A 25,917-nucleotide genomic window follows, 5' to 3' on the forward strand; every position below is an offset into this window, starting at 1 on the left:
ATGGGCTTGGAGAAATTTGATAATATCATTGATACAGTGCAGCGCGCAGAAACAATTCATATTAATGATAAGCAACTGGCTGCGTTTAAAAAGAAGTATAATTTTGAACCGGTATTTGAATATGGTAGAGATGAAACAGGTCGTTATGTCATTCGAACAACGAAAGAAATGCTAGAAGAGATGGAATTTTATTTAGCATTAAAGTACGAACGTGATCTTATTGATGTATATATGAATGCAGAAGTAGCTGGGAAATTTTATGTTTCGGTTAGTTATGGAGAGGATGCACTTCATTTACAGGAGCTATTTCAATTCTTAGAAGAAAATAAATAAAAAAGTCCTCATATGAGGACTTTTTTTATTTAAGAAAGGCCTGTTGCGCGGCGTGCTTTTTCAATTGGAAAGGGAATGACTTCACCCATTCTAGTTCGAGTAAATCGTTTTGTGCGAGAATGACGTAATATATATAGTGCAAACAGTATAGAAACAGGAATTGCACCATATAAACCAAAAAATAAAGCGCTTACAGAAGATGCGACAAAACCAATCATACCAACCTCTAATTCCTCCATAATAGCTCCCACAACAGCAGGTATAGACCCGCAAACGACACCGAAAAGAATGGCTAAAATTAACTCCATGTATTCCCTTCCTCCTTTTTACAATTTCCCTTGTTTTTTCTATTATTTGTATTATAACACATTTTAAACAGAATATTCAGAAAAAATTCACAAAATGTTCATAAAATTGTAAAAAATTATTCAACAAAAAATGCAGGTTTATCTCCTGAATAGAGATAAACCTGTCTATAGGAGGATGTATATATGTAGAGTGAATAAAAGGAAGGAAAAGGGGACCATCCCTTTTATTCAACATACTACCTTAGTAAATAGGAACCCAACCTTCAGTTGTCACAAAAATACGAATCGCCACCACTTGACGATCATCTTGAAGTGTAAAATAATGTCTCGTATTTTCAGGAACTGAGATTAAATCCCCTGGTTCAAGTTCAATATCAAAAAATTGACCATCTTTTCTTTGGATGGCAAAAACGCCATGTCCGCTGACGATAAAGCGAACTTCATCATCAGTATGATGGTGCTCTTGTTTAAAGTTTACTAACAATTCATCTAAATTCGGTGTTGCGTTAGAAAGTGAGATAACATCGCTCGCTTGATAGCCGCGGCGCTTAGAAACATCAGCAACCTCTTCTGCGAACACTGCTAAAATTTCTTTCTTATTTTCATCAGTTAATGCATAATTTTCTTGTAAATGAACAGGGAGCTTTGTAATATTCCATTTTTCATACAAAACATCTTCATTTTGCAGAAACTGTTGTACTTCTATTTCTTCTTCAATACGAGTGTTAACTTCATGAATACGAATTTGCGCCATGCTGAACGCCTCCTCTAATTGATAAAAGTTTAATATGGAACTGGAATAAAAACTCATATGCTTCTAATCTTTTTTTTGTATCAAAGCTGTCTTTTCCCCATACTGTAATACCGTGATTACGAATTAAAATAGCTCCTGCATCTTCGTAAATATGATTGCGGAAGTTCGCACCTAACGTTGGAATATGAGCGTAATTTTCAATGATTGGAATCCGAATCGAGGCGCCTTCTTCCCAAATATTGAGAGCTTTAATAATTTCTTGATTACAAAGCACAACTTCTTTGTCGTATACGTTTGTAATGACATTATTATCGGTTGTATGGACGTGCAAGACACATGCAGCGTTTGTATTGTTATAAATGTGAGTATGCAACAATGTTTCCGCAGAAGGGCGTAAATCGGTTTCTAAAACAGGGCTTCCATTTTGATCGACTAACAAAAAGTCGTCAGGTGTTGTTTTTGTTTTATCTCTTCCGCTTGCTGTAATGAGAAAGGTAAGTGGATTGTCACTCACTTTTATTGAAATATTTCCGCTTGTTGCTGGAAACCAATTCCGGTCGGTTAGTTCTTTTTTCAGGTCACTTAGTTCTTGCCATTGACGAAATAACTGTTTCACTTCATCACCCCTAACAATTGCTTGACTTCGTTTTGGATATCATGAAATGTTTCAAAAGGTGTATAAGTAATGTGATGTTCTTTACATTTTGTAATAAGAAAGTCACGAGCAAATACTTTGTCAGCAAGATTTGCTGCTTGCAAATCTGTAATAGAATCACCAATTACAATTTTAAAATCATTTTGTGAACTTAAGTGACGAATAAGTGTTGATTTGCAAAGACCGCATTTATTTTCGCAATGTGCGTCACACGGATGCGGCCAGTTTACTTGAATTGTTTTACCGGAAAAATCAGTTGTATTACAATAAATTTGGGTAGAGTCAACAAGTCCTTCGAGAAGAGGATAAACAAAAAAGTCCATTCCTCCTGATATAATATAAAGTGAGATATTGTTTTCTCGTAAAAACTGTACAAATTCTATAAAACCGGTGCGAATGACTGCGGTTTCTTTAATGAAAGCTATAATCTGATTTTGTAGACTTGTAGGTAATAGAGAAAAAAGTTTTCCAACACCTTCTTGAATAGAAAGTTCTTGTGATAAAATTTGTTGTTTAATTGTTTCCGCTTCTGGCGGTGCAAACTTTTCCATAATGGCAACAATATTATCGTTATTTGTAATTGTGCCATCGAAATCGCAAAAAATTTGAATACTCATGCCTTCACCTCTTTAGAAGGATTACCCCATAAACGCAAGGCGGCTTGTAAATTAGGATCATTAACCTCATGAAGAGGCGTGTTTGTTAGCGTTGCATCGATGGCAGATCGAAACGCTTTTCCGCCTCCTTGTGCACCGGACGGGTGTCCGTGAATACCGCCACCAGCATTGATAACACATTGCTGACCAAAATCGCGAATAAGAAGCGGAACAAGTCCTGGGTGAATCCCAGCAGACGGAACTGGAAAGCTGCGTTTAAATGGTTCGTTTTCATCTGTAAGTGCTTTTGCTACATAAAGCGTCTCTTCTTTTTTAAAAGAAACAGTTCCATAAGGCGATGGAAATAGTGAGAAATCTGCACCCGCATAGCGAAGTAGTTTGCCAAGTAATAAGGAAGATGAAAATCCGTATAATTCAGAGGCTATGTAAGTTCCACTTACTGCTGGATGTGCCATAAGTGGGATAGAAATATCATCGTCTTCCGCTAAAGCTTGTAAAACATCAAGCCCATAAGCAAATACATTGAAGAGTAATATATCAGCTCCAGCTGCAACTGCTTGTTTTGCCTTTTCTTTTAAATCATAAGTTCGTCCGGATAAGTTAACAGCGTATAACGTCTTATGACCGTATGTTTCATATACAGACTGCAATACTTCTTTTCCAGCTCGAATGCGTTCTGACAGTGGTGTTAATGGATTATCAAATAAAATTTCATCATCTTTTACGATGTCTACACCGCCACTTGCTTGATCACGAAGCTGTGTTTTTAAATACCCGATATTACGGCCAATCATTCCTTTAAAAATACTCATGAGAAGAGGGCGATCGTGAACATTCAAACTGTTTCGTATCCCATCGATACCGAATTTAGGACCTGGGAAGCGCTCTTTTAGATCATCAGAAAATGTCAAATCAATTAATTTAATTTCTCCATCCAGTGATAATTTTCCGAAAACGGTTGTGAAAATCGCTGGTAAATCAGTGCTGAAATTAGCAGATGGATAATGAATTTTAATAAGACCGCGTTTTACTTTTTTATCAAGGTATATATTTGTTCTTTCATTGCCTTCTAATTCTTCTACACTAATGACTGAGCCTTTATGTTGTTTCAATTGTTCTTGTAGTAAGTGCGGTAAGTGTGTCCAGGAACCAACTGTTAAGCCGAGAGCGATTTGCTCTGCCTTTTGAATTAAACTTTGAGAATCATCATGAATTAAGTATGTTGCTGTTATTCCGCTCATTTTTATAACCTCCTAGTTGAATAAAAAAACCTCTCAGCTAAGGAGAGGTTTTTTTACAACCAGCTCCTTATCTGTCAGCTTAATGCTGCGAGAATTAGCACCGTGCCTACATAAAGTAGATCGGTTGCCGGGTTTCATCGGGCTCGTCCCTCCACCTGCTCTTGATAAGAAGTATTCAGAAATGTTTTCATTTTTTGATAACTGAATTTTGACAGAGTTTTTTTACGTTGTCAATGTTTTTTTGAAAATTTTTAATTGATCAATTCTATGAACTGCTTCATGAAGGCGTTCCTCTGTATGTAATAAGCCAACGCGAATATAGCCTTCACCGTGTTCGCCAAAGCCGATACCTGGGGCGACTGCGACATGCGCTTGCTGTAATAGTACATCAGCAAACTGTTCTGACGTATATCCATCTGGTACTGGAAGCCATGCGAAGAAAGATCCTTTTGGTGCAGCAACATTCCAGCCAATAGAACGACAGGCAGTAATGAAAGCATTTCTTCGGGATTCATAGCGTTCTACTAGTTCATCTACGCAAGTTTGTGGACTTAATAATGCTTCGCGAGCAGCTTCTTGTACGGCACCAAAAATACTGACGTACATATGATCTTGTAATAAGTTGATCGCTTCAATGATCCTTTCATTCCCAACGGCAAATGCAATGCGCCACCCAGCCATATTATATGTTTTTGATAACGTATAAATTTCAATACCAACATCTTTTGCTCCATTAACTTGTAAGAAACTAATTGGCTTTTTAGCGTCAAAGCCAATGGCACCATAAGCGAAATCATGACAAACTAAAATGTTATGTTTGTTTGCAAATGATATCGTTTCTTCGAAGAATTCTGTTGTTGCAACGGCTCCTGTTGGATTGTTCGGGTAGTTTAAAAACATTAGTTTTGCTTGTTCAGCAGTTTGTAAATCAATCTTTGTATAATCAGGTAAAAAATGATTTTCTGCTAATAATGGCATTTTTGAAAGTTTTGCTTTCGCTAAGGCAACACCTGATAAATAATCTGGATAACCAGGATCAGGAACGAGAATTGTATCGCCTGGATTTGTAAAACAAAGCGGTAATTCAACTAATCCAGCTTTTCCACCAAATAAAACAGCTATTTCGGTTTTGGGATTTAACTGTACACCGTATTCACGTTCATAAAACGTAGCGATAGCTTCTTTTAAGTTTTCGTGTCCGCGAAATGGCGGATATTTATGATGAAATGGTTGTTCTGCTGCACGCTGTAATGCTGTTACGATATGCGCTGGCGTTGGCTGATCTGGATTTCCTTGTCCTAAGTTAATAACATCATGACCAGCTTCCATGGCTTTGTTGACTTTTGTGACAAGTGCAGCAAAAAATTGTGTCGGTAATGATGTTAATACCTCAGAAGGTTGAAAATGTTTCATACTTTCCACCTCTTTTGAAAATTGTTGCAATTATAGTGACAAATGATATAATCTTTTCAACTTTTTGTAAAGGAAAAAATAAAAGGGAGTAGGGAGAAATCAATGAAAATTGCTTGCATTCAAATGGATATCACTTTTGGTGATGTAGAGAAAAATATAGAACATGCTGAAAAAAAAATAAAAGAAGCAATGAAGGAAAAGCCAGACGTTATTGTATTACCAGAGCTATGGACAACAGGTTATAATTTGGATCGACTTACTGAAATTGCTGATCCAGATGGGGAATATACGAAACAATTATTATCCAAGTGGAGTAAGCAAAATTGTGTAAATGTTGTTGGAGGATCGATTGCTAAGCAAACAGAGAAAGGTGTTACAAATACAATGTATATTAGTAATCGAAGCGGCGAAATTGTGAGTGAATATAGTAAAGTACATTTGTTTCAACTGATGGATGAGCATAAATATTTAATTGCTGGAAATGAAACTGGGCATTTTCTATTAGAGGGTATGCCATGTGCAGGAACAATTTGCTATGATATTCGTTTTCCAGAGTGGATACGCGTTCATGCTGCACATGGGGCAACAGTATTATTCGTTGTAGCAGAGTGGCCACTTGTTCGCTTAGCACATTGGCGGTTATTACTTCAAGCAAGGGCAATTGAAAATCAATGTTATGTTGTAGCTTGCAATCGTGCAGGGCGTGATCTAAATAATGTTTTTGCAGGGCATTCGCTTATTATTGATCCTTGGGGAGAAGTCGTGAATGAGGCAGATGAAACAGAAATGATTTTGTATGGAATGTTAGATGTAAAGAAAGTTGCTGAAGTGCGTAAAGGGATTCCAGTTTTTTTTGATCGCCGTCCAGAACTATATAAGTGAAAAAGTATTGACAAACAATTTTTATTCTTGGTATAGTCAACAACAGAAACTGAAAAATTCAGACAACTATATACTCTTATCAAGAGCAGGTGGAGGGATTTGGCCCGATGAAGCCCAGCAACCGACCGTAATACCATTGTGAAATGGGGCGCACAATTCGCGCCTAGTAAGGCACGGTGCTAATTCCAACAGAAAGAGAGACTTTCTGATAGATAAGAGGGGAGAAGTGAATCTTCAAACCTCTTTCGTCATCGAAAGGGGTTTTTCTTATGATGAAAAACCCCGATACATTAAGGGGGAATCAGAGTGGAATATAAAGAATTAACAGAAAAAACAGCCGTTACATATGCGAAAGAAAATAGTTATTTTCCAGAAAAGGCAGTTGTCACTTGTGAAGAAATTGGTGATGGAAATTTAAATTATGTGTTTCGTTTACATGATGGGAAGAAGGGATTGATTCTTAAGCAGGCTCTTCCATATGCAAAGGTAGTAGGAGAAAGTTGGCCGCTCTCTTTACGCCGTGCAACCATTGAAAATCATGCGTTGCAAATTTTTGCAAAATATGTACCAGAGTATGTGCCGAAAGTATACGGGCATGATGAAATACTAGCGATTATTGCTATGGAAGATTTATCAACATTAACGATAACAAGAAGAGGATTGATAAACGGGGAAGACTATCCTCTATTATCCAAGCATATCGGGCGTTTTTTAGCTCATGTTCTTTTTTATACATCTGATTTTGGACTACAAGCAGAAGAAAAAAGAGTGCTAGATAGTCAATTTGCAAACCCTGATTTATGTAAGATTACGGAGGATCTTGTATTTACTGATCCATTTGCAAACTATGAAACAAATGAGTATGAAGAAGAATTACAGGATGTTGTTGACGAACTTTGGTTTGATAAAAATTTGAAGCTACAAGTAGCGCAGTGTAAGTATAAATTTTTGACGCGAAAAGAAGCATTAATTCACGGTGATTTACATACTGGAAGTATATTTTCATCATCTTCAGAAACGAAAGTGATTGATCCAGAATTTGCGACATTTGGTCCGTTTGGATTCGATTTAGGCCAATTTATTGCAAATTTATTATTAAATGCGCTCTCACGTGAAGAAAACAAACGCAGCGTATTATTTTATCATATTGAGCAAACATGGAGCGTTTTCGTAGAAACATTTACGAAGTTATGGGTGCTCGAAGGCGTAGAACCGTATACGAAAGAAAAGCAATGGTTACCAATTGTACTGAACAATATTTTCATTGATGCAGTTGGGTTTGCAGGATGTGAAATCATCCGCCGTACAATTGGATTAGCGCATGTTGCAGATTTAGATGGGATTTCTCATAACGAAACAAGGTTACAAGCAAAAAGGCATGCATTACGGTTAGGAAGAAAATTACTTTTACATAAAACAGAAAATGCGGATGCCCGCTTGTTCCATATATTATTTAACTCTATTGTTTTTGAGAAGGAAGTGAAAGCATAGGTACAAGCGTGTCAGTACCTCGTTCTGTTAGTTGGAAGGGAGATTTCATCGCCCTTTTGAATGAAACGAAGTTGCCGACTATTGTTGAATATAAGGCATTAACTACAATTGAAGATATTCGGAAAAATAGGCTGAAATGATTTAGCCTGTTTTTATTTACCACTTTTTTGGAGTTTCACTTACTTATAATAAGAAGGGAGGAGAGACTATGGAGGAATGGATATCGGTTATTGGCAATGTTGGCTTTCCGATTGTCGTTACGCTATACTTACTGCATAGAATTGAAAGTAAGTTAGATGGCGTTATTGTCGCGATTGAGAAGTTACCAAAGCAGATGCAAAGATATGACGCTCCAAAATAAAGTGAAACTTCCCTCAGTGGGGAGCTTCATCCCCCACTGAGGGTTAGTTAAACCAATCGGGCTTTTACGGGCAGTTATCCCCCATCTATCTTCTTCACTTTTCTCTAAATCTTGAGGTGGGGTCTTACTGCCCGTTAATGCGGGATAAAGTGAAACTTCCCTCAGTGGAGGTCTTACTGTCCAAAAGTAGCGGGATAAAATATGTGATGAAAACGGATTGTGTGGTAAAGGCACAATCCGTTTTTGTATATATAATAGAAGAAAAAGAGGCTGAACTTTACTGTGCGGTATAACCACCATCAATGACAACAGCTTGTCCTGTAATGCCTTTCGCTTTTTCACTTGCCAAAAATAAGGCGTAGTCTGAAATTTCTTCCACGCTGAGCAATCGCCTTTGTGGTACAAGCGGGTAAATTACATCTTCTAATACATGTTCAAGCGGGACATCCCTAGTTATCGCTAAATCTTGAAGTTGATTGCGAACAAGAGGTGTATCAACGTAACCAGGACAAAGTGCATTTACTGTAATATTATGTTCGGCACCTTCTAACGCTGCTACTTTTGTGAGCCCAATTACTCCGTGTTTGGCACTGTTATATGCAGATTTGCCAGCAAATCCAACAAGACCATTAATAGAGGCTATATTAATGATGCGTCCGTATTTTTGTTTTTTCATAATAGGAAAAGCATGTTTTATCGCAATAAATGGTGCAATTTGCATAATCTTAATAAGCATTTCAAACTTTTCAGTTGGAAAATCTTCAATTTGGGAAACGTATTGCATGCCTGCGTTATTAATTAATATATCAAGTGAACCCAAACGTGTAACTGTTTCAGAAATAGCTTGTACAATCTCTTGTTCTACTGTTACATCACATTGCATTCCAAACACTTTATATCCTTCATTTTGTAATTGTTTCGCTGCCGTTTGTGCCTTGTCTTCTAAACGATCTGTAATCATTACAGTTGCGCCTTCTTTTGCAAAGGCTTTTCCCATTTCGTATCCAATTCCGCTTGCAGCACCTGTTAAAAATACAACGCGATTTATAAACATTTTCGATTCCATCTCCTTCATAAATATAGTTAGCTCTAGTGCTCTATTTAGAGAAATAAGGATGGAAATCCTGCAATCTTTTGGAAAAAATGATCAAGCTATCTTGTATAGCAAAATACTTATACTTATCTACCTTGTAAAACAAGATAGAAGGGGGATTTGAATAATGTCGACGAGTCAAATGCTAAAAGGTATTTTAGAAGGATGCTTGCTATTATTTCTGAAGGAGAAATATACGGATACGAAATGAGTGAAAAACTGGCACAGTACGGTTTTACAATGGCAAGTGAAGGAAGTATTTATCCGTTACTAATTCGCATGCAAAAAGAAGGATTAATTACAAGCACGATGAAGGAATCGCCATCTGGCCCAAAGCGAAAATATTATACATTAACAGAAAAAGGTGAAGATTCATTAGAGGATTTCATGGAAAGATGGGAAGTGATGCAAAGTAGTGTGCAGCGGTTGTTAGAGGGAAAGGAAAGCAGACGGTAAAGTTTGTATTTCTAACGCTGAAACAATGAAAGTAAATCAAAAATAAGTAATCTAGACGAGGAGGTTACAAATGAACGTTTCTAAAGAAGGCGAAAAGTTTTTAATTGATATGAAAGTGTATTTATTAACAAAAGGAATAAAAGAAGATGATATAAATAACTTTTTTTGTTTCAAACCTTGTATGTGGTAGGAAAAGGCCCTGACCGTTTCTATGTGCGGTCAGATGCTCTCGTCCTCCTAAAAATAGTTTTTTAATTTGTATATATAGAAGTAACTGTAACGGTTACTTTTTTTCTTTGCGTAATAAGGGGCTTTTTAAAGATAATTCTCTTTGGGTATTTGTTAATAAGGAATCTATTTGTGATTTATAAGGGGTAGGAATGATGTAATGCATAAGGTTTGTGGGAGAAGGATGATGCTCGGAACCGTTTGGGCATTCGGGATCTGCATTTGTAAGCTTGTCCTGTACACGGCGCGTGAATAAAATGTGACCAATTTCATGTGCAAGTGTGTACATGTTCTTCCAAGCTGAAGCGGAGTTTGTTAATATAATGTAACCTTTAATTTGTTTATTAGTTGATAAAGAATAGGCACAAGCGATAACAGAGTGTTCTTGAAAATAATCACTACCGATATAACAAATATAAATATCACTTTGCGATGCACGTTCGGTACATTCAGCAAATAAGGAAGTCAACTTTGGTTGTGATTTTAGTGAAGACATGTAACTAATTTCGCCGTCATTAAAACGATATGCTTCATCTAACGTGCTGATATCTTCAATTTGAAATACAATAGGATGCCAAATATATTCAGCAATTGTAATATCCCTAGCAATCCGGTCTTCATTAATATTCGCTCCAGGAGCAATGCAAATACATATGTTAACATAAGGATACATATGGGACACCTCAAATATAGTGAATTTTTAGGAAGAGATAAAAAGAAAATATATTTAACGATTGAAAAAAGGAGGGATAAATGTTTTTAATGTATCTACAGTATTTTTTGAGCGCATCTTGTATGGGGAATATTCTTTATTTGATAAAAGGTGCGGCAACATATCATCATCTTTGGTAAGTAAATTGCTAAAATTTGTTAGCATATGAGTGAATTGTTCATCCGTAATCATACCGCTCGTGTGCCAATAGCACATCATCGCATAGGCAATGGAGCTTGTATCGACGTTTACGTTTATATTAACATGAGAGTTTCCGCTGTTTGAAATATTTGAGCCGTTTTTTGGTAACATGATAAAACCTCCTTACAAAAATAGGCTACGTTTTAGTAGCCTAATCGTATATGTCTCGATTATTGTAATGCTGATTTTGGTAATTCTGATTTTGGTAATTCTGATTTGGGTGATTCTGATTTTGGTGATTCTGATTTTGGTGATTCTGATTTTGGTGATTCTGATTTTGGTAATTCTGATTTTGGTAATTCTGATTTGGATAATTCTGATTTGGATAATTTTGATTTGAATAATTTTGATTTGGGTAATTTTGATTTGGGTAATTTTGATTTTGGTAATTCTGATTTGGGTAATTTTGATTTGGATAATTCTGATTTTGATAATTTTGTGGGGGTTGAGCGGCATTATTTAATGCATTTGTTAAAAATGGAAGCAAAGCCGCTAATAGTTGGTTTGTAACATCTGTATTCAACTGTCCTTGTCCTTGTGATTGTCCTTGCCCCTGTGGTTGTCCTTGCCCCTGTGGTTGTCCTTGCCCCTGTGGTTGTCCTTGCCCTTGTGGTTGCCCTTGTCCTTGTTCTTGTGATTGACCCTGCCCCTGACCTTGCTCCTGTCCTACATCAGTAGACTGCTGATTCGAAGAAGCTGTTTCAGAATCCAAATCAGAGTCTACATTTAAACTTACGCGGGAATTTCCACTATCTGAAATCTGAGCAACATTGTGATTGTGTGTATGTTTTTTTGTAATTTCTTCTTGTGAGTCAGATCCATATCCAGATCCATATCCATCAGATCCACCAGATCCAGATCCAGATTCAGATCGGTTCTCAGATCGGTTTTCGGATCGGTTTTCAGTGTACTGGGATTTTCTTCGATAACGATCATAATAATAAAAACACAACAATACCCTCTCCTTTATAAACTATAGAAAATGTTTATATCACTACTTTATGTGAAAATAGAGAATGTGCATGGACAAATGAACTATCATTTAGTATAGTTTTTTATCGTGTCACAACATAAGTTGATAAGAAATTATTATATTTGTATTAGGGTAATTTGTGGGAAATTACAGTATCAAGGTATGTATATGTAGTGTTCATGTTGCTGGTTTTTTTAGCGGTGTGATTGTTATGTAATGAGATGATTAGAAATGCAGCGATTATGAGTACTTTCTTTGAAACCACTTGTTTACCTCTTCACTGATGAGACTTCATTTTATCCCGCTATTCGTGGGCAGCAAGACCCTCACCTCAAGATTCGGAGAAAGCAAAGAAGATAGGTAGGGGATGAGGAAAACCCCATGATGGAAGTTTCACTTTATCACGCTATTCATGAGCAGTAAGCCTCCCACTGATGGATTATTAGCAGCTGTGTGTTAGCCGCGAAAAAAATGTTTAAAAGAAGTCAGAAAATAGTCACACTTCGACACGTTTATATACTCATTTTTTGTTATAGTAAAAAGAAAAGGGGGAAAAAACATGTATACATTTAAAATTGTTTCAGATCGTGAAGCTATTTATCAATTTGCAAGTTATGCTCAAGTTGTACAAGGGGTAGAGAATGTATATGTGGAAGTAGGTGAACCTTTGTATGAGCGTCCACTTATGAAGTTTTATGTTCATGTTTCCATAAAACAAGAGTATGAACAAGCAAAAGCATTGCGTGAAATCGCACGTTTAATAGAATTAGGACGTTTTACATACGTACATTACCGTGATGAAGAAATTGAAAGAGCATTTGAAGAAGTAAAATATGAGAGCCGCGTGGGCTAAATAATAAATAAGGAAGGAGCTAATGTGAATTAGCTTCTTTTTTTGTTTATGAAATATTTTTATATGCATCAAACAAATAAAGAAGGAATTTTGCTATGATAGGAGAGGAAAAGAAAGGGGAGTTATATAATGGGGTATATACAGGAATTAAGGGAATTAGTTGGAACAAAACCACTTATTATAGTAGGATCAGCAATTATTGTTTTAAATGAAAAGAATGAAGTATTATTACAACTTCGTTCTGATACATATGATTGGGGATTGCCAGGGGGAGCAATGGAGTTAGGAGAAACAATTGAAGAAACAGCAGGGAGAGAATTAAGAGAAGAAACAGGTTTAAAAGCAGATTTCTTACAATTTCTTGGTGTACTCTCTGGGCAGGAATTATATTATCGTTATCCGCATGGAGACGAAATTTATAATGTAATCAATGTATTTCAAGCACATCATGTATATGGTGAAATAGAATGCGATGAAGAAGGGTTAGACATCCGATATTTCCCAATTGATAAATTACCAAAATTAAATACAACAACAGAAAAAATCCTTCAAAAATTTTTATTGGCATTAACAGAGTAGAGAGAAGAATGAACCTTCTTTCTACTTTTATTATATTAAATATTTTGATTTTTTAGTTACTTAATAATATAATAGATATAGACATACATCTTATGGTATTCCATCCAAAAACTTATCAGGGTACATAAGAGAGGGGAAAGTACACGATGCGCAATGTAGTCATTACAGCTGCAGTTCGTTCACCAATTGGAACATTTGGAGGAGCTTTCAAAAATGTAAAACCGACTGAACTAATGGTTCCTGTATTGCAGGAAGCTGTAAAAAGAGGCGGTGTTTTACCGCATGAAGTAGATGAAGTGATTTTAGGTCACTGTATTCAACGAACAGATGAGGCAAATACAGCAAGAACAGCAGCACTTATGGCGGGATTTCCTGATACAGTTACAGGTTACACAATTCAACGTCAATGTGCTTCAGGTATGCAGGCATTAATTTCAGCAGCAATGCAAATTCAATTAGGTGTAAGTGATGTTGTTGTTGCAGGAGGAGTAGAAGCGATGAGCTCTAGTCCATATGTATTAAAGGAGAACCGCTGGGGACAACGACTACAACACGGAGAAATTCGTGATATGGTATGGGAGGTACTAGAAGATCCAATTCATCATATTATGATGGGTGAAACTGCAGAAAACCTCGCTGAGCAATATGAAATTACTCGTGAAGAACAGGATGAAGTAGCGGTGTTAAGCCATCAACGTGCTCTTCATGCAATCGAAGCGGGCTATTTTGACGAGCAAATTGTACCGATCACGATAAAAGAACGTAGAAAAGAAATTGTTGTTTCTAAAGATGAACACCCACGTGGGGATATTACGTTAGAAAAACTTTCAGGTTTAAAAGCAGCTTTTCGTAAGGGTGGAACAGTAACTGCAGGAAACGCATCGGGTATTAATGACGGAAGTGCAGCGTTAGTATTAATGAGTGAAGAAAAAGCGAAAGAAAAAGGGCTGCAACCGTTAGCAAGAATCGTTGGATACTCTATGGCCGGGGTAGATCCTAAAATTATGGGAATCGGTCCAGCGCCAGCGATTCGAAAAGGATTGGAAAATATAAATTGGTCAGTAAATGATGCGGATTTGTTTGAAATTAATGAAGCATTTGCTGCGCAATATTTAGCAGTAGAAAAAGAGTTAGGCTTAAATCGTGAAAAGGTGAATGTAAATGGTAGCGGAATCAGTCTTGGACATCCAATTGGATGTACAGGAGCACGCATTACAGTAAGCTTGATTCATGAATTAAGAAGACAAGGACTAGAAAAGGGTATTGCTTCTCTTTGCGTCGGCGGCGGCATGGGAGCAGCGTTATTTATAGAAGCATTATAAGAAATAAAACCAGCCAGTGTGCTCACTGGCTGGTTTTATTTATGGACGGAATTGTTTGTAAAAAAGGTTGTTTCTCCTTCAATATAAGAACCTCGCTTCAAAATATATAAATCCATTTTGATTTTTTAACATATAAGTCGCTGCGGTGCAGGTTAAAACATGACATGTACTCACTTTCTTCTTTCTTGCATATGACAGGAAACTTTCTAAGCATGGCTAAATACTCTTATCTACTTAAAAAGAAAGGGTTATCTATGTTGTTTTTTTATTTGTATTTAAATATTAACAAAAATTGAAAGAAACTTTACTTTATATTCATAGAAAAAATAATTAATATAAAAGTAATTCAATCGTTGTTTTAAAGCATAGAAGGAGAAAGACAATGAAAATATGGAACGTATTTTGTATTTTGTGTAGTTTTGTTATTGTTTTAAGTGGTTGTACTCACCAAGAAAAAGTGAAACAACCGAAGAAACAGGCCATTCCAGAAACGAATGAGTACGGCGGTATACAATTAACAAAAGCTGGGCAAGAAATCAAAGAAAAAAACTGGGGTACTCTAAAATTAGAACAAATCAAACATGTAAATGAAACATTTACAGTTGGAACGATGAAAATCTATGTAGAAAATGTGAGAGTTATCACGTTATCGAATATGGAAGATGAAACAAAAGAGACACTGAAAATGTATACAAAATTAAATCCAGAAGAAGTACAAAGTCGTTTAGGTAAGACAATGGACCAAGCAGAGGCAGAATGGTATGCTTCATTAAGTGGACAAGATATTGGTGATACCGCTAAATATGTTGAAATTACATATAAGGTTGAAAATACTGGCGATAAAGAAATGCAGTTCTTTTCTATGAATGATGTAACTGTAAATGAAACACAACAATTTCATGTGCCAACGAAAAATTTCTTATATGCAGAAGATACGCTTGTTGGTACAAAAAGTGTATCGAGAGAGGATTATAGTTCTGGAGAAACAAGAGAAGGATTAATTGGACTTTTACTAAGTGATAATCATGAAAAAGTAAATACAGTTTCTTTTACAACAGATGTACTTGCAATAGGCGATACACATGAAAAAATAGCAGAACCACAAACGTTTACCATTTCACTATAATAGTGAAATGGTTTTTTCTTCATTGCTAGTAGGACAGGAAATATGTCGTTTTGTAGAGAATTTATACACATATAGCGTTTAGGAGGGAAATGAAAATGAATAAGGGATGCTACATATGTGGTAGTAAAGAAATAGAAAAAGGCACTATGTCACCTTATATAGAAAGTAATGTTGGAAGTTATATTGTTCCGCTTGCAGAAATGACAGCAGAGGTGGAAGTATGTAAGAGCTGCGGAGCTGTTATAACGATGAAACGAGAACATATAGAGTATAATCAAAGGGGAGAGAAGTAAACGTCATGTATATTGTCAAAGCAAATATAAATGATGCCAAAGAGCTTGCACGTGTTCATGTTGATAGTTGGAGAGAAACATATGAAGGCATTATGCCGAAAGAAGTGTTAGATAAAAAATCGTATGAGAAACGAGAAGCGTTGTGGAAACAAATATTACAGAAGCAGCAGTCATATGTTTATGTTGCCAAGACAATTGATGGGAAAATAGTTGGTTTTGCAGATGGCGGGAAAGAGCGAACTGGTATATATGAGTATGACGGAGAGTTATATGCAATATATATTTTACAGGCATATCAGCGTAACCAACTTGGGAAAAGATTGATAAAAGCAGTGGCAGCAGATTTGTATAAGAACGGATACTGTTCTATGCTTGTTTGGGTAGTAGCAAACAATCCGTCTAAATACTTTTATGAAGCGTTACAAGCTTCTTTTTTAGATGAGAAAGAAATTGAAGAATTACGCGTAAAAGAAATTGCGTACGGTTGGAAAGATATACAAACTCTTTTCATGTAATAGCAATTCCCGGCAATGGCCTGCTCGTTTTATCACTTCGTGAATATAATGAAGTGAATAGAATGAAAGGAGAGACAATCCGTGAGAGTGTTCACGGTTTTGGTCGGGTTTATTATAGCTGTTTGCTTTCAAATAGGATTATTATATATGTTACAACGAATCGAGCAACTATCACTTACTCATCTTCTATATGAAATTGTATATATAGGAGTACTATTTGGATTTGGAATGGGTATTGCACATTATTTCTATAAATATAAAATCTATATACTTATAGTCGTATTCGTCTTTTTATACGGATGGGGATACTATAACTATCATGATAATGTTCAAACCATTTTACAACTGCATCTTGTATTAATTCAACAGGCATTACTGTTGTTATTTTGTATTATGTTTGGAACCATTGTTTATAGAATGTTGTTTTATAAAGAAAATACAGAGGAAAAGGTCAGATGAAATGTTTCATTTGACCTTTTTTTAAGATGTTTTTTTTTCTTTTGTAAAGTAAGTTTTTATATTTTGTAATTGAACTTGTTTAGGGATACGAAATTCTTGTTTTTGTTCTTCAAATTGTTTTTTTGTATAGGGACCAAATCTGCGGTTATTTTTTAAATCGATAATCCAATAATTTTCAGTCGTTTCATTCGTAATAGAAGCATCAGGGTTATTAGGATCATCTATTTTTTCTATCTGCTTTGCTAAAATATAGGTGTCGTTCCAAGCAATTTCTACAATTTCTGGTGGGATATATTGGGAGGCGTATAAAGCGTCTGCTTTAGGAAAAAGTTCTAGTGCATTGCCTGAAACATTAATGAGCTCATATTCATCTCCAACGCTGTAATGAGATGGATTAAAATTTGTTGAACAACTAGTTAAAAATATGAGAGAACAAATGATGATGAAGCGTTTCAATATGAGCTCCTCCTTCCGGAATATGATTGATACATATTTTACAGGAAAAGAAAATAAAACACCAATTTATGAGTTGTTTACAACTGTTTTTAGACATGATACGATGAAACAGTTAATAAAGGATAGAAAAAAGGAGTCGGCACAACATGAAGTTGAAAATACATCAACCAGCGATTGTTATGAATCGTCTAGGGGCTGCAATAATCGATATGTTTTTCATTTCTGTTTTGTATGGTGCTGTTGTTGCAATTACAACAGGAAACTATAAAGCGATTTTGAATCGTTTTAATGTGAGTTCAGGAGACATCCGTTATGATCTTGGGCTTGCATTTTTATTAATGGCGCTTTATTTTATTATTCTACCATTTATTTGGAATGGATATACACCAGGGAAAAAAATTACACGTACAAAACTTGTATCGCTTACAAGTGAAAAGTTAACGTTAGGAATATTAATAATGAGGTTTATTGTATTGCTAGTACCAAACATATTACTACTTGGAATCCCAGCAATATGTAATATATACATGATGTTGTTTAGAAGTGATAATAGTGGTTTCCATGATCTTATAGTAAAAACGAAAGTTATGAGTATTGTGTAGGGAGAGAGGGAAGAGATTGCCTCTCTCTTTTAAATTCGAAAAAATTTTTGTGTAATTTGGTAAAGATGAAATGTTTCAATTTTATAGAGATACAAGTAATAACTCAAGTGAAATAACTGATTATACTATTATCAGAGATTTTTGTTAGTATAATGAAGGACACTATGGGTTTTTTATTGAATAGGAAATATATGTTGTGAAAATTAACATTTTGTAAAAATATTTTTATTGAGTCTAAATTTTTACAAAATTCGATATCTTCAATTGGTATAATAGAATTTATATAGGACAGGCATCTCCTATATAGTACCCTCCATATTGATGGCGCGTCACGGAAAGACGCGCTTTTTTTACGGGAAATAGACGGAATATTAATATTATACTAAATATTTACAATACAGAGTTTATGTTTTTTATATGGGGAGGAAGTGAAATGACAGGAGAAAGTTTATTGTTTTGGGGGATTCTTATTTTTGTTGGTTTAGTTTTTGATCAGTATAATAGTAAGAAAAAAGAGAAATCTCGAAAGTAAACGATTATATTATATATATATATCTATCTATCTTTTCCTGCTTGCGGATGCTAAAAAAAAAAGAGTATACTGTATGACGTTGAGACTAACCAGAAGGGGTAATGACGATGAAGCTAGCAGGAAAAGTTGCCGTTGTAACAGGTGGAGGCATCGGCATTGGCCGTAATACGGCTCTTTTGTTGGCAGGGCAAGGTGCAAAGGTAATTGTGACCGATATTGATGAGGAAAACGGACAAGCAACAGTGGAGGAAATTGTAGATTTAGGTGGAGCTGCACTTTTTGTTACTCACGATATGAGTAAGCAAAGTGATTGGCAACATGTTTTAGAAGTTGCAATTGAAACCTATAGCAGAATAGATATGTTGTTTAATAATGCGGGATTATATAAAATAGCCCCAATTTTTTCTCATGAAAAAGAGAACGATTCCAATGCGCTTTGCATAAATGACGTCTGGATAGAAATAAAACAATTGAGGTCATCTTTTATAGGGCAGCAAGAAGAAGTGAGATTGAGTGATCTACCTATTTTTGGTGTTATCAGTACAAAGGAACAGTCACTTCATACAGTAGAATCTTTAGTATAATAAGTTGAAAACCGTCCACGTATAAATTGAGGACGGTTTCTTTTTTATCCCGCTATTCGCGGGCAGTGAGGTCCCCCACCTCAAGGTTCAGAGAAAAGCATTGTCCGCGAATAGCGGCTCCAACGTCCTGCGATTCTGAGCGAGCCGCAAAAGATAGATGGGGGATGAAAAAAACACTGATAGAAGTTTCACTTTATTTAGCGAATGCGTTTTTCAGCTATTACATCAAAGAAGTGTGCTTTGTTCATATCAAAAGCAAGCTTGATCTGATCGCCATGTGTAAAAGTATGTCTTGCATCAACACGTGCTGCAAAATCTTGGCCTCCAAGTTTCATATATAAAATAGATTCTGCACCTAATAGTTCAGCAACATCAATTTTTGTTGTAAATGTTGTATCTTGTGAAGCTTCTAAAAATAAGAGTTCATCATGAATATCTTCTGGGCGAATTCCTAAAATAATTTCTTGGTTGATATAGCCCTGTTCACTTAGTAGTTTCATTTTCCCTTCAGATACTTTAATTTTTATCTTATTGTCAATTACAAAGTGATTTTCTGTTAACTGACCACGGAAAAAGTTCATCGCAGGAGAGCCAATAAATCCGCCAACGAAAACATTTTCTGGTGTTTCATATACTTCTTTTGGTGTTCCAATCTGTTGTATCTTTCCGTCTTTCATAACAACAAGGCGTGATGCCATCGTCATAGCTTCTGTTTGGTCATGTGTTACATAAATAGTTGTTGTTCCTAGTTTTTGATGAAGCTTAGAAATCTCTGATCGCATTGTTACGCGTAATTTTGCATCTAGGTTTGATAACGGTTCGTCCATTAAGAAGACTTTTGCATCACGAACAATGGCACGTCCTAATGCAACACGTTGCCGTTGACCTCCAGATAATGCTTTTGGTTTTCGATTTAAATATTCTTCTAGTCCTAAAATACGGGCTGCGTCCTTCACACGGCGATCAATTTCGTCTTTTGGTATTTTGCGAAGTTTTAAGCCGAATGCCATGTTATCATAAACACTCATATGAGGATAGAGTGCATAATTTTGAAAGACCATAGCAATGTCGCGATCTTTTGGAGGAACATCATTCATTACTTTGCCATCAATTGAGAATTCCCCTTTAGAAATATCCTCTAAACCAGCGACCATTCGTAATGTCGTTGATTTTCCGCATCCAGATGGACCAACAAATACAATAAATTCTTTATCTTGTATGTGCAAATTAAAATCTGTTACTGCTGTTACATTATTATCGTATATTTTATAAATATTTTCTAATTTTAGTTCTGCCATGACTTTTCCCCCTAGCAAAATTATGCAAACGTTTTCTTTGTTTTTATTATAAATTAATGCATAAAAAAAAGAAATAAAAAATTAAAACGTTTTCATAAATTTAAGAAAGTGTGCGCATAAATAGTATGTTTTTATGTTAAAAGAGCTTTCATTTTATTTTTTAGTCAATACAAAAAAATGTAAGCATTGTTTTCATTTTATTTAAAATCTGTTATCATTCATCAATGAAAACGTTTGCGCTTGTTTTGCGATTAAATAATGAAATGGGGTAGCATGATGGAGAAACAATGGTGGAAAGAAAGTGTTGTATATCAAATTTATCCGCGTAGTTTTATGGATAGTAATGGTGATGGAGTTGGTGATCTTCGCGGAATTATTTCAAAGCTTGATTATTTACAAGAACTAGGGATAGATGTAATTTGGTTATCACCGGTTTATGAATCTCCAAACGACGATAACGGTTATGATATTAGTAATTATCGTAAGATTATGGATGAGTTTGGGACGATGAACGATTGGGATCAATTGTTAGATGAAATGCATAAACGTAACATGAAGTTAATGATGGACTTAGTTGTTAATCATACTTCAGATGAACATAATTGGTTTGTTGAATCCCGGAAGTCAAAGGATAATCCATATCGAGATTACTATATTTGGCGTAAAGGAAAAAACGGAAAAGAACCAAATAATTGGGGAGCTGCTTTTAGTGGGTCTGCTTGGCAATATGATGAAACCACAGATGAATATTACTTACATTTATTTTCAAAAAAGCAACCAGATTTAAATTGGGATAATGAACATGTACGAAAAGAGATTTATGAGATGATGGAATTTTGGTTGGACAAAGGGATTGACGGCTTTCGTATGGATGTCATTAACTTTATTTCAAAAGTTGAGGGACTACCAGCTGTGAATACAGAAGCAGAGGGGTATGTATCAGGTCATCAATATTTTATGAATGGACCTAATATTCATACGTATTTACATGAAATGAATCAAGAAGTGTTATCTCAATATGATATTATGACAGTTGGTGAAATGCCTGGTGTAACAACGGAAGAGGCGAAGCTTTACACAGCTGAAGATCGTCAGGAATTACAAATGGTTTTTCAGTTTGAGCATATGGATTTAGATTCTGGGGAAAGCGGTAAATGGGATGTAAAGCCATGTTCGCTTGTTACATTAAAGGAGAATTTAACAAAGTGGCAAAAAGCATTAGAACATACAGGATGGAATAGTTTGTATTGGAACAATCATGATCAACCTCGTGTTGTCTCTCGCTTTGGTAATGATAAAACTTATCGTATTCCATCAGCGAAAATGTTAGCGACGGTACTTCATATGATGAAGGGAACCCCTTATATTTATCAAGGTGAAGAGATTGGAATGACAAATGTCCAATTTACTTCAATTGATGAGTACCGCGATATTGAAACACTGAATATGTATCGTGAAAAAGTAAGTGAACGTGGTGAGAATCATGAAATAGTGATGCAATCTATTTATGCTAAAGGACGCGATAATGCTCGGACGCCAATGCAATGGGAAGACAGTGAACATGCTGGGTTTACAGCAGGTAAGCCATGGATTCAAGTAAATCCTAATTATAAAGAAATTAATGCGAAACAGGCATTACATGATCCAAATTCTATTTTTCATTATTATAAGAAATTGATTGAACTTCGTAAAAAGTACGAAATAATTGTGTATGGTACATATGATTTAATTTTAGAAGACCATCCATCTATTTTTGCTTACGTAAGAACATGGAAAGGTGAGAAATTACTTGTCATTGCAAACTTTACGGAGGATTCATGTGTATTTGAATTACCGGAAGAGATAGCGTACAGTAATGTAGAGTTGTTGATACATAATTATGATGTGCAGGATGAAACAATTGAAAATATTATTTTACAGCCTTATGAAACGAGGGTGTATAAATTGAAATGAGAAATATGTAAGTAGACAATAGAGAGGCTTGGAGACGGGTCTCTCTTGTTTCTCGATTAGAATGGTTAGTGTTGGTACATAAAACGATGCATTGGATTGTAAATTACAGAATACAACATATACCGGTTTCTAGGGAGTGGTTGCTAACCATGATAGATTCGTTAAAATGCTTGCTGCTTTGTCACGGATAAATATAGTAAAAGCCTTGTGTAATTTTTTGCACAAGGCTTGTTAATTTCAACATTTTAAAATGGAAAATCCATATGGTAGAAGTGTAATTTGTAATAAGTTTGTTTCAGCGGAAAACTCTTCTTTTGTATACAGATTTACAATTTTTTTGCCAGCCATATCAAAAGGGATAGGAGCTGTAATTTTATTATTTGTTGGATTTAAAACGAATAATATCGTTTCTTTTCCGTATGTTTTTGTATAAGAAATATAATTGTGTTTGTTATTAGCTTCAATCCATTGAAAGGAACCGTGTCCACCAAAGGCTTTATATTGTTTCCGAAGTGAAATTAATGTTTGTATATGTTGAAATAATTCTTTATCCTGTTTATTTTCATCCCAGATCATACATTTTCGACACCCTGGGTCCATTTCGCCTTCCATTCCAATTTCATCACCGTAATAAATGCAGGGTGAACCGATGAAAGAGAGTTGGAATACATAGAGTAATTTTACTTTTTCTTTATTGCCTTTACAGGTTGTTAAAATTCGTGGTGTATCATGGCTATCTAATAGGTGAAAAGCAACTTCGTTTACATTCATAGAATATGAATGTAAAGATTCGGTAATTTGGTGCATAAATTCATTCGCCCTAATGGTTTCATTTGCAAAATAAGAAAGAAGAGCGTTTGTAACTGGATAACTCATAACGGCATCAAATTGATCGCCTTGTAACCATGGAAGAGCATCATGCCAAATTTCGCCTAAAATGTAGACATCAGGATTGATCGCCTTTATTTCACTGCGGAATTCACGCCAAAAACTATGATCCACTTCATTTGCTACATCAAGTCGCCAGCCGTCAATGTGAAACTCTCGTACCCAATAACGTCCCACTTCTAGTAAGTATTCTTTTACAGCTGGATGAGTGGTATTTAATTTTGGCATATGCGGTGTAAAAGCGAATGTATCGTAATTAGGCAAAGGTTCTGTTACAATTGGAAATTCATGAATGTGAAACCAGTCTTTGTAGGAAGAGTTTTCTCCTTTTTCAAGAACATCTTGAAATTTATCAAAAAAGTATCCACTATGATTAAAAACGGCATCTAGCATTATTTTTATCCCGCGTTGATGACATGCTTCCACAAGCTTATGGAATGTTTCTTTCGTCCCGAATTGAGGATCAATTTCCATATAGTCAATCGTGTCATATTTATGATTAGAATGTGCTGTAAAGATTGGAGTAAAGTAAATGCCGGAAATACCAAGTTCTACAAGATAATCAAGGTGATTCATAATGCCGACGAAATCCCCGCCAAAAAAATTTGTTGCAGTTGGATCTGTACTGCCCCAAGGAAGAGTGTTTGCTGGATTACATGTACAATCTCCATTAGCAAATCGTTCTGGAAAAATTTGATACCATACTGTATCTTTCACCCATGAGGGAGCTGTAAAAACATCCTTTTCATGTATAAATGGGAAGCAAAAGTAATAGCCGACGTCGTCAGTTGGTGCTTCAGAGAAAAAGCCTCTTTCTGTATAAGTGATAGCTTCAGTACTGCTTTTCAGTTCGAATCCGTATCGTAAACGCTTAAATTTTGGTTCAATTGATACAAACCAATAATCAAATAAATCCGTCGAGCCACTCTTTTTCATTGGTATTTTTTGTGTTACCCATTTTCCCTCTTGCCATTCATATGGATCGCCATGAATGAAGGATACTACTTCTGCGTCATTTTTTTTCGTACGTAGCCGAATATGAATTGTTTTTTCATTGTAAGCGTATGCGTAATTATCTTTTGGTCTATGGTATATTGCTTCTTTCAACATATAAAAACCCTCCTTTACTAGTTCTTAAAATAAGGATATATTGCAAACGATTGCTTTTTATATAATTTTAATATTGCTTATAAGGGTAGTACGCATTCCATATAAAGTCAATGAATATAAAGAATAACTGCGTAAATTTTTTGAAAAATAATATTTGCAAAACATATAAATGTATGTATAATAATAGACAAATAGCGCAAACGTTTTCATAGATTGAGAAGTTGTTTGTGCTTCTATAAAACTATTATTTGCAAACGTTTTCATTAATTAGAGTACCATATACATAATTTGGGGAGGTATTTAGGGATGAAGAAAAAAGCGTTATCTTTATTAACAGTTTCAGCTTTGGCAATCGGTATGTTATCGGCATGCGGACCGAAAGATTCAGGGAAAAAGGAAGCGAGCAAGGAGAAGAAAGATTATGATCTTCTTGTTTGGGAAGATCAGAAAAAAGGTGTTGGTTTAGATCCAGCCGTAAAAAGTTTTGAGAAGAAATATAATGTAAAAGTAAAAGTTGTCGAGATTCAGATGACAGAACAAGTAAAAAAACTTCGTCTTGATGGTCCAGCTGGTACAGGACCGGATGTTGTAACATTACCGCATGATCAAATCGGGGATGCAGCAACAGAGGGGTTACTTTCTGAGATAAAAGTGGATGATTCTGTTAAAAATAGGTTTACTGATTTGTCGCTAAAAGCGCAAACGTATGATGGAAAATTATATGGGTTACCGAAAGCGATTGAAACACCTGTATTCATTTACAATAAAAAATTAATGCCAAAAGCACCAGAAACGATGGATGAACTATTTAATTTTTCAAAAGGATTTACGAAGGACGGGAAATATGGATTTTTAGCATTAGGAGATAACTTCTATTTTGCGAATGCATTTATGGCTGGTATGGGCGGTTATGTATTTGGTGAGAAAGACGGACAACCAAATGTAGCTGATATTGGATTAAATAATAGCGGTGCAGTACAAGGTGCAGAGTATATTCAAAAATGGTATAAAGAAAAACTATTTCCAGAAGGAATTATCGGTGAGTCTGGGGGACCAGCTGCAGATGGATTATTTAATGAAGGAAAAGCTGCTTCTATTATGAATGGTCCATGGGCATTCCAGGCGATGGAAAAAGCAGGAATTGATTATGGTGTAGCTCCAATGCCAAAATTACCAAATGGTCAGCCAATGAAAACATTTGTTGGTGTAAAAGGATGGCATGTAACAAGCTTCTCAAAAAATAAAGATTTAGCAACAAAATTTACTGATTGGGTAACAAATGAAGAAAATGCAAAAATTCGTTTTGAAAAAACAAAAGAAATTCCGCCAGTGAAATCAGTTATGGAAGATCCGGTTATTAAAAATAACGAAGCTGCAAAAGCAGTAGTGACACAAGCCGAAAATGGTATTCCAATGCCGAATATTCCAGAAATGCAAGAAGTTTGGAAACCAGCTGGTGATGCGCTGCAATTAGTTGTAACAGGTAAACAAGAACCAAAAGCGGCACTTGATGAGGCTGTGAAACAAATTAAAGGAAATATTGAAGCAAATCATAGCAAGAAAAAATAATATAGAATTCGTGTCTTTTGTAAACAAGAGGCACGAATTCTCCTCCTTCCAAGGGGAAGA

General features: G+C 35.5%; 29 protein-coding genes, 2 pseudogenes and 2 riboswitches. Of the genes and pseudogenes, 18 read left to right on the forward strand and 13 right to left on the reverse strand.

All coding sequences use genetic code 11. The features are described 5' to 3' along the window. Positions 1-333: a DUF3909 family protein gene (locus tag AB1279_RS07440; protein ID WP_336481460.1), complete on the forward strand. Its 333-nt coding sequence runs from the start codon at positions 1-3 to the stop codon at positions 331-333. Positions 334-362: 29 nt separating this feature from the next. On the opposite strand, the gene AB1279_RS07445 is transcribed toward AB1279_RS07440, so the two are convergent. The 6 genes from AB1279_RS07445 to AB1279_RS07470 all read right to left on the reverse strand — a co-directional run bounded on the left by AB1279_RS07445 (position 363) and on the right by AB1279_RS07470 (position 5,321). Next, the gene (locus AB1279_RS07445; protein ID WP_429754037.1) at positions 363-641 is read right to left on the reverse strand and encodes a hypothetical protein; all 279 of its coding nucleotides are present in this window, start codon (positions 639-641) and stop codon (positions 363-365) included. A gap of 241 nt (positions 642-882) precedes the next feature. Next, positions 883-1,395, reverse strand: coding sequence for a 1,2-dihydroxy-3-keto-5-methylthiopentene dioxygenase (locus tag AB1279_RS07450; RefSeq protein WP_429758309.1), 513 nt, complete (start codon positions 1,393-1,395; stop codon positions 883-885). Continuing rightward, positions 1,373-2,011, reverse strand: a complete 639-nt coding sequence (locus AB1279_RS07455; protein WP_429758310.1) for a methylthioribulose 1-phosphate dehydratase — start codon at positions 2,009-2,011, stop codon at positions 1,373-1,375. The genes AB1279_RS07450 and AB1279_RS07455 overlap by 23 nt, the downstream gene beginning before the upstream one ends. Continuing rightward, complete coding sequence (locus AB1279_RS07460; RefSeq protein WP_429758311.1) at positions 2,008-2,667, reverse strand: 2-hydroxy-3-keto-5-methylthiopentenyl-1-phosphate phosphatase; 660 nt, start codon at positions 2,665-2,667, stop codon at positions 2,008-2,010. Before AB1279_RS07460 ends, AB1279_RS07455 begins: the two co-directional genes overlap by 4 nt. After that, positions 2,664-3,908 (reverse strand): 2,3-diketo-5-methylthiopentyl-1-phosphate enolase, encoded by a 1,245-nt coding sequence (gene mtnW, locus AB1279_RS07465; RefSeq protein ID WP_429758312.1) that lies wholly within the window; start codon positions 3,906-3,908, stop codon positions 2,664-2,666. The genes AB1279_RS07460 and mtnW overlap by 4 nt, the downstream gene beginning before the upstream one ends. Before the next feature lie 64 nt (positions 3,909-3,972). Then, positions 3,973-4,079: riboswitch (SAM riboswitch) on the reverse strand. A 51-nt stretch (positions 4,080-4,130) separates the two neighbouring features. Beyond that, complete coding sequence (locus AB1279_RS07470; protein ID WP_429758313.1) at positions 4,131-5,321, reverse strand: pyridoxal phosphate-dependent aminotransferase; 1,191 nt, start codon at positions 5,319-5,321, stop codon at positions 4,131-4,133. Positions 5,322-5,423: 102 nt separating this feature from the next. Between AB1279_RS07470 and AB1279_RS07475 the strand changes: the two genes are divergently transcribed. The 4 genes and pseudogenes from AB1279_RS07475 (at position 5,424) to AB1279_RS07490 (ending at position 8,055) form a co-directional block, all read left to right on the forward strand. Continuing rightward, positions 5,424-6,203, forward strand: coding sequence for a carbon-nitrogen family hydrolase (locus AB1279_RS07475; protein ID WP_429758314.1), 780 nt, complete (start codon positions 5,424-5,426; stop codon positions 6,201-6,203). A gap of 73 nt (positions 6,204-6,276) precedes the next feature. After that, positions 6,277-6,422: riboswitch (SAM riboswitch) on the forward strand. A gap of 87 nt (positions 6,423-6,509) precedes the next feature. Beyond that, positions 6,510-7,694 (forward strand): S-methyl-5-thioribose kinase, encoded by a 1,185-nt coding sequence (mtnK, locus tag AB1279_RS07480; protein ID WP_429758315.1) that lies wholly within the window; start codon positions 6,510-6,512, stop codon positions 7,692-7,694. Beyond that, positions 7,691-7,822 (forward strand): annotated as a pseudogene (gene mtnA / locus AB1279_RS07485) (S-methyl-5-thioribose-1-phosphate isomerase); the annotation flags it as partial. The gene mtnK and the pseudogene mtnA, both read left to right, overlap by 4 nt. An 80-nt stretch (positions 7,823-7,902) precedes the next feature. Beyond that, positions 7,903-8,055, forward strand: a complete 153-nt coding sequence (locus AB1279_RS07490; protein WP_429754045.1) for a YvrJ family protein — start codon at positions 7,903-7,905, stop codon at positions 8,053-8,055. Positions 8,056-8,332: 277 nt separating this feature from the next. Here AB1279_RS07490 and AB1279_RS07495 read toward each other — a convergent pair whose 3' ends face one another. Further along, a complete protein-coding gene (locus tag AB1279_RS07495; protein WP_429758316.1) occupies positions 8,333-9,109 on the reverse strand; it encodes a 3-hydroxybutyrate dehydrogenase in 777 nt (258 codons plus the stop codon). A gap of 166 nt (positions 9,110-9,275) precedes the next feature. Between AB1279_RS07495 and AB1279_RS07500 the strand changes: the two are divergent. Further along, positions 9,276-9,604: pseudogene (locus AB1279_RS07500) on the forward strand (PadR family transcriptional regulator). Positions 9,605-9,887: 283 nt separating this feature from the next. On the opposite strand, the gene AB1279_RS07505 reads toward AB1279_RS07500, so the two are convergent. Genes AB1279_RS07505 through AB1279_RS07515 form a run of 3 tightly spaced genes read right to left on the reverse strand, consistent with a single transcriptional unit; the run spans position 9,888 to position 11,697 of the window. After that, a complete protein-coding gene (locus AB1279_RS07505) occupies positions 9,888-10,505 on the reverse strand; it encodes an ImmA/IrrE family metallo-endopeptidase (protein ID WP_429754047.1) in 618 nt (205 codons plus the stop codon). A gap of 54 nt (positions 10,506-10,559) precedes the next feature. Beyond that, entirely contained in the window at positions 10,560-10,856 is a 297-nt protein-coding gene (locus tag AB1279_RS07510; RefSeq protein ID WP_429754048.1) for a hypothetical protein, read from the reverse strand. 40 nt (positions 10,857-10,896) lie between these two features. Next, positions 10,897-11,697, reverse strand: a complete 801-nt coding sequence (locus AB1279_RS07515) for a hypothetical protein (protein WP_429758317.1) — start codon at positions 11,695-11,697, stop codon at positions 10,897-10,899. Between the two features lie 580 nt (positions 11,698-12,277). Between AB1279_RS07515 and AB1279_RS07520 the strand changes: the two genes are divergently transcribed. From AB1279_RS07520 to AB1279_RS07550, 7 genes are all read left to right on the forward strand, one after another. After that, the gene (locus AB1279_RS07520) at positions 12,278-12,571 is read left to right on the forward strand and encodes a DUF3928 family protein (protein ID WP_429754050.1); all 294 of its coding nucleotides are present in this window, start codon (positions 12,278-12,280) and stop codon (positions 12,569-12,571) included. A 129-nt stretch (positions 12,572-12,700) separates the two neighbouring features. Then, complete coding sequence (locus AB1279_RS07525; RefSeq protein ID WP_429754051.1) at positions 12,701-13,150, forward strand: NUDIX hydrolase; 450 nt, start codon at positions 12,701-12,703, stop codon at positions 13,148-13,150. A 146-nt stretch (positions 13,151-13,296) separates the two neighbouring features. Then, positions 13,297-14,472 (forward strand): acetyl-CoA C-acetyltransferase, encoded by a 1,176-nt coding sequence (locus AB1279_RS07530; protein WP_429758318.1) that lies wholly within the window; start codon positions 13,297-13,299, stop codon positions 14,470-14,472. 382 nt (positions 14,473-14,854) lie between these two features. Then, positions 14,855-15,598, forward strand: a complete 744-nt coding sequence (locus AB1279_RS07535; RefSeq protein WP_429758319.1) for a hypothetical protein — start codon at positions 14,855-14,857, stop codon at positions 15,596-15,598. Positions 15,599-15,693: 95 nt separating this feature from the next. Beyond that, positions 15,694-15,891 (forward strand): hypothetical protein, encoded by a 198-nt coding sequence (locus tag AB1279_RS07540; protein ID WP_429754054.1) that lies wholly within the window; start codon positions 15,694-15,696, stop codon positions 15,889-15,891. A gap of 5 nt (positions 15,892-15,896) precedes the next feature. Beyond that, the gene (locus AB1279_RS07545) at positions 15,897-16,406 is read left to right on the forward strand and encodes an N-acetyltransferase family protein (RefSeq protein ID WP_429758320.1); all 510 of its coding nucleotides are present in this window, start codon (positions 15,897-15,899) and stop codon (positions 16,404-16,406) included. 81 nt (positions 16,407-16,487) lie between these two features. Next, a complete protein-coding gene (locus AB1279_RS07550; RefSeq protein ID WP_429758321.1) occupies positions 16,488-16,865 on the forward strand; it encodes a hypothetical protein in 378 nt (125 codons plus the stop codon). A 21-nt stretch (positions 16,866-16,886) separates the two neighbouring features. On the opposite strand, the gene AB1279_RS07555 is transcribed toward AB1279_RS07550, so the two are convergent. Beyond that, entirely contained in the window at positions 16,887-17,321 is a 435-nt protein-coding gene (locus AB1279_RS07555; RefSeq protein ID WP_429754057.1) for a DUF3997 domain-containing protein, read from the reverse strand. A gap of 146 nt (positions 17,322-17,467) precedes the next feature. Here AB1279_RS07555 and AB1279_RS07560 point away from each other — a divergent pair, with 146 nt between their 5' ends. The 3 genes from AB1279_RS07560 (at position 17,468) to AB1279_RS07570 (ending at position 19,039) form a co-directional block, all read left to right on the forward strand. Next, positions 17,468-17,923, forward strand: coding sequence for an RDD family protein (locus tag AB1279_RS07560; protein WP_429758322.1), 456 nt, complete (start codon positions 17,468-17,470; stop codon positions 17,921-17,923). A gap of 433 nt (positions 17,924-18,356) precedes the next feature. Continuing rightward, positions 18,357-18,455 (forward strand): flagellar motor protein, encoded by a 99-nt coding sequence (locus AB1279_RS07565; protein ID WP_429758323.1) that lies wholly within the window; start codon positions 18,357-18,359, stop codon positions 18,453-18,455. 107 nt (positions 18,456-18,562) lie between these two features. Then, positions 18,563-19,039: an SDR family NAD(P)-dependent oxidoreductase gene (locus tag AB1279_RS07570; protein WP_429758324.1), complete on the forward strand. Its 477-nt coding sequence runs from the start codon at positions 18,563-18,565 to the stop codon at positions 19,037-19,039. 197 nt (positions 19,040-19,236) lie between these two features. On the opposite strand, the gene AB1279_RS07575 is transcribed toward AB1279_RS07570, so the two are convergent. Next, on the reverse strand, positions 19,237-20,337 hold the full coding sequence (locus tag AB1279_RS07575) for an ABC transporter ATP-binding protein (protein ID WP_429758325.1): 1,101 nt from the start codon (positions 20,335-20,337) through the stop codon (positions 19,237-19,239). A 276-nt stretch (positions 20,338-20,613) separates the two neighbouring features. On the opposite strand from AB1279_RS07575, the gene AB1279_RS07580 reads away from it, so the two are divergent. Next, positions 20,614-22,290, forward strand: coding sequence for a glycoside hydrolase family 13 protein (locus tag AB1279_RS07580; RefSeq protein ID WP_429761323.1), 1,677 nt, complete (start codon positions 20,614-20,616; stop codon positions 22,288-22,290). A 237-nt stretch (positions 22,291-22,527) separates the two neighbouring features. Here the strand turns inward: AB1279_RS07580 and AB1279_RS07585 are convergent, their stop codons facing one another. Next, a complete protein-coding gene (locus AB1279_RS07585; protein WP_429758326.1) occupies positions 22,528-24,288 on the reverse strand; it encodes an alpha-glycosidase in 1,761 nt (586 codons plus the stop codon). A gap of 306 nt (positions 24,289-24,594) precedes the next feature. Between AB1279_RS07585 and AB1279_RS07590 the strand changes: the two genes are divergently transcribed. Continuing rightward, on the forward strand, positions 24,595-25,857 hold the full coding sequence (locus AB1279_RS07590; RefSeq protein WP_429758327.1) for an extracellular solute-binding protein: 1,263 nt from the start codon (positions 24,595-24,597) through the stop codon (positions 25,855-25,857). Positions 25,858-25,917 lie beyond the last annotated feature (60 nt).

This window comes from Bacillus sp. S14(2024) (genome assembly GCF_050473785.1).
Lineage (GTDB): Bacteria > Bacillota > Bacilli > Bacillales > Bacillaceae_G > Bacillus_A > Bacillus_A yunxiaonensis.

Excerpts from the sequence above, each read along its gene's own strand:
- AB1279_RS07580 (WP_429761323.1), top strand. The coding sequence starts at position 20,614 with ATGGAGAAACAATGGTGGAAAGAAAGTGTTGTATATCAAATTTATCCG.
- AB1279_RS07510 (WP_429754048.1), bottom strand. The coding sequence starts at position 10,856 with ATGTTACCAAAAAACGGCTCAAATATTTCAAACAGCGGAAACTCTCAT.
- AB1279_RS07540 (WP_429754054.1), top strand. The coding sequence starts at position 15,694 with ATGAATAAGGGATGCTACATATGTGGTAGTAAAGAAATAGAAAAAGGC.
- AB1279_RS07450 (WP_429758309.1), bottom strand. The coding sequence starts at position 1,395 with ATGGCGCAAATTCGTATTCATGAAGTTAACACTCGTATTGAAGAAGAA.
- mtnW (WP_429758312.1), bottom strand. The coding sequence starts at position 3,908 with ATGAGCGGAATAACAGCAACATACTTAATTCATGATGATTCTCAAAGT.
- AB1279_RS07520 (WP_429754050.1), top strand. The coding sequence starts at position 12,278 with ATGTATACATTTAAAATTGTTTCAGATCGTGAAGCTATTTATCAATTT.
- AB1279_RS07505 (WP_429754047.1), bottom strand. The coding sequence starts at position 10,505 with ATGTATCCTTATGTTAACATATGTATTTGCATTGCTCCTGGAGCGAAT.
- AB1279_RS07460 (WP_429758311.1), bottom strand. The coding sequence starts at position 2,667 with ATGAGTATTCAAATTTTTTGCGATTTCGATGGCACAATTACAAATAAC.
- AB1279_RS07570 (WP_429758324.1), top strand. The coding sequence starts at position 18,563 with ATGAAGCTAGCAGGAAAAGTTGCCGTTGTAACAGGTGGAGGCATCGGC.
- AB1279_RS07445 (WP_429754037.1), bottom strand. The coding sequence starts at position 641 with ATGGAGTTAATTTTAGCCATTCTTTTCGGTGTCGTTTGCGGGTCTATA.
- AB1279_RS07495 (WP_429758316.1), bottom strand. The coding sequence starts at position 9,109 with ATGTTTATAAATCGCGTTGTATTTTTAACAGGTGCTGCAAGCGGAATT.
- AB1279_RS07585 (WP_429758326.1), bottom strand. The coding sequence starts at position 24,288 with ATGTTGAAAGAAGCAATATACCATAGACCAAAAGATAATTACGCATAC.
- AB1279_RS07470 (WP_429758313.1), bottom strand. The coding sequence starts at position 5,321 with ATGAAACATTTTCAACCTTCTGAGGTATTAACATCATTACCGACACAA.
- AB1279_RS07525 (WP_429754051.1), top strand. The coding sequence starts at position 12,701 with ATGGGGTATATACAGGAATTAAGGGAATTAGTTGGAACAAAACCACTT.
- AB1279_RS07530 (WP_429758318.1), top strand. The coding sequence starts at position 13,297 with ATGCGCAATGTAGTCATTACAGCTGCAGTTCGTTCACCAATTGGAACA.
- AB1279_RS07560 (WP_429758322.1), top strand. The coding sequence starts at position 17,468 with ATGAAGTTGAAAATACATCAACCAGCGATTGTTATGAATCGTCTAGGG.
- AB1279_RS07440 (WP_336481460.1), top strand. The coding sequence starts at position 1 with ATGGGCTTGGAGAAATTTGATAATATCATTGATACAGTGCAGCGCGCA.
- AB1279_RS07535 (WP_429758319.1), top strand. The coding sequence starts at position 14,855 with ATGAAAATATGGAACGTATTTTGTATTTTGTGTAGTTTTGTTATTGTT.
- AB1279_RS07565 (WP_429758323.1), top strand. The coding sequence starts at position 18,357 with ATGACAGGAGAAAGTTTATTGTTTTGGGGGATTCTTATTTTTGTTGGT.
- AB1279_RS07475 (WP_429758314.1), top strand. The coding sequence starts at position 5,424 with ATGAAAATTGCTTGCATTCAAATGGATATCACTTTTGGTGATGTAGAG.
- AB1279_RS07545 (WP_429758320.1), top strand. The coding sequence starts at position 15,897 with ATGTATATTGTCAAAGCAAATATAAATGATGCCAAAGAGCTTGCACGT.
- AB1279_RS07490 (WP_429754045.1), top strand. The coding sequence starts at position 7,903 with ATGGAGGAATGGATATCGGTTATTGGCAATGTTGGCTTTCCGATTGTC.
- AB1279_RS07575 (WP_429758325.1), bottom strand. The coding sequence starts at position 20,337 with ATGGCAGAACTAAAATTAGAAAATATTTATAAAATATACGATAATAAT.
- AB1279_RS07590 (WP_429758327.1), top strand. The coding sequence starts at position 24,595 with ATGAAGAAAAAAGCGTTATCTTTATTAACAGTTTCAGCTTTGGCAATC.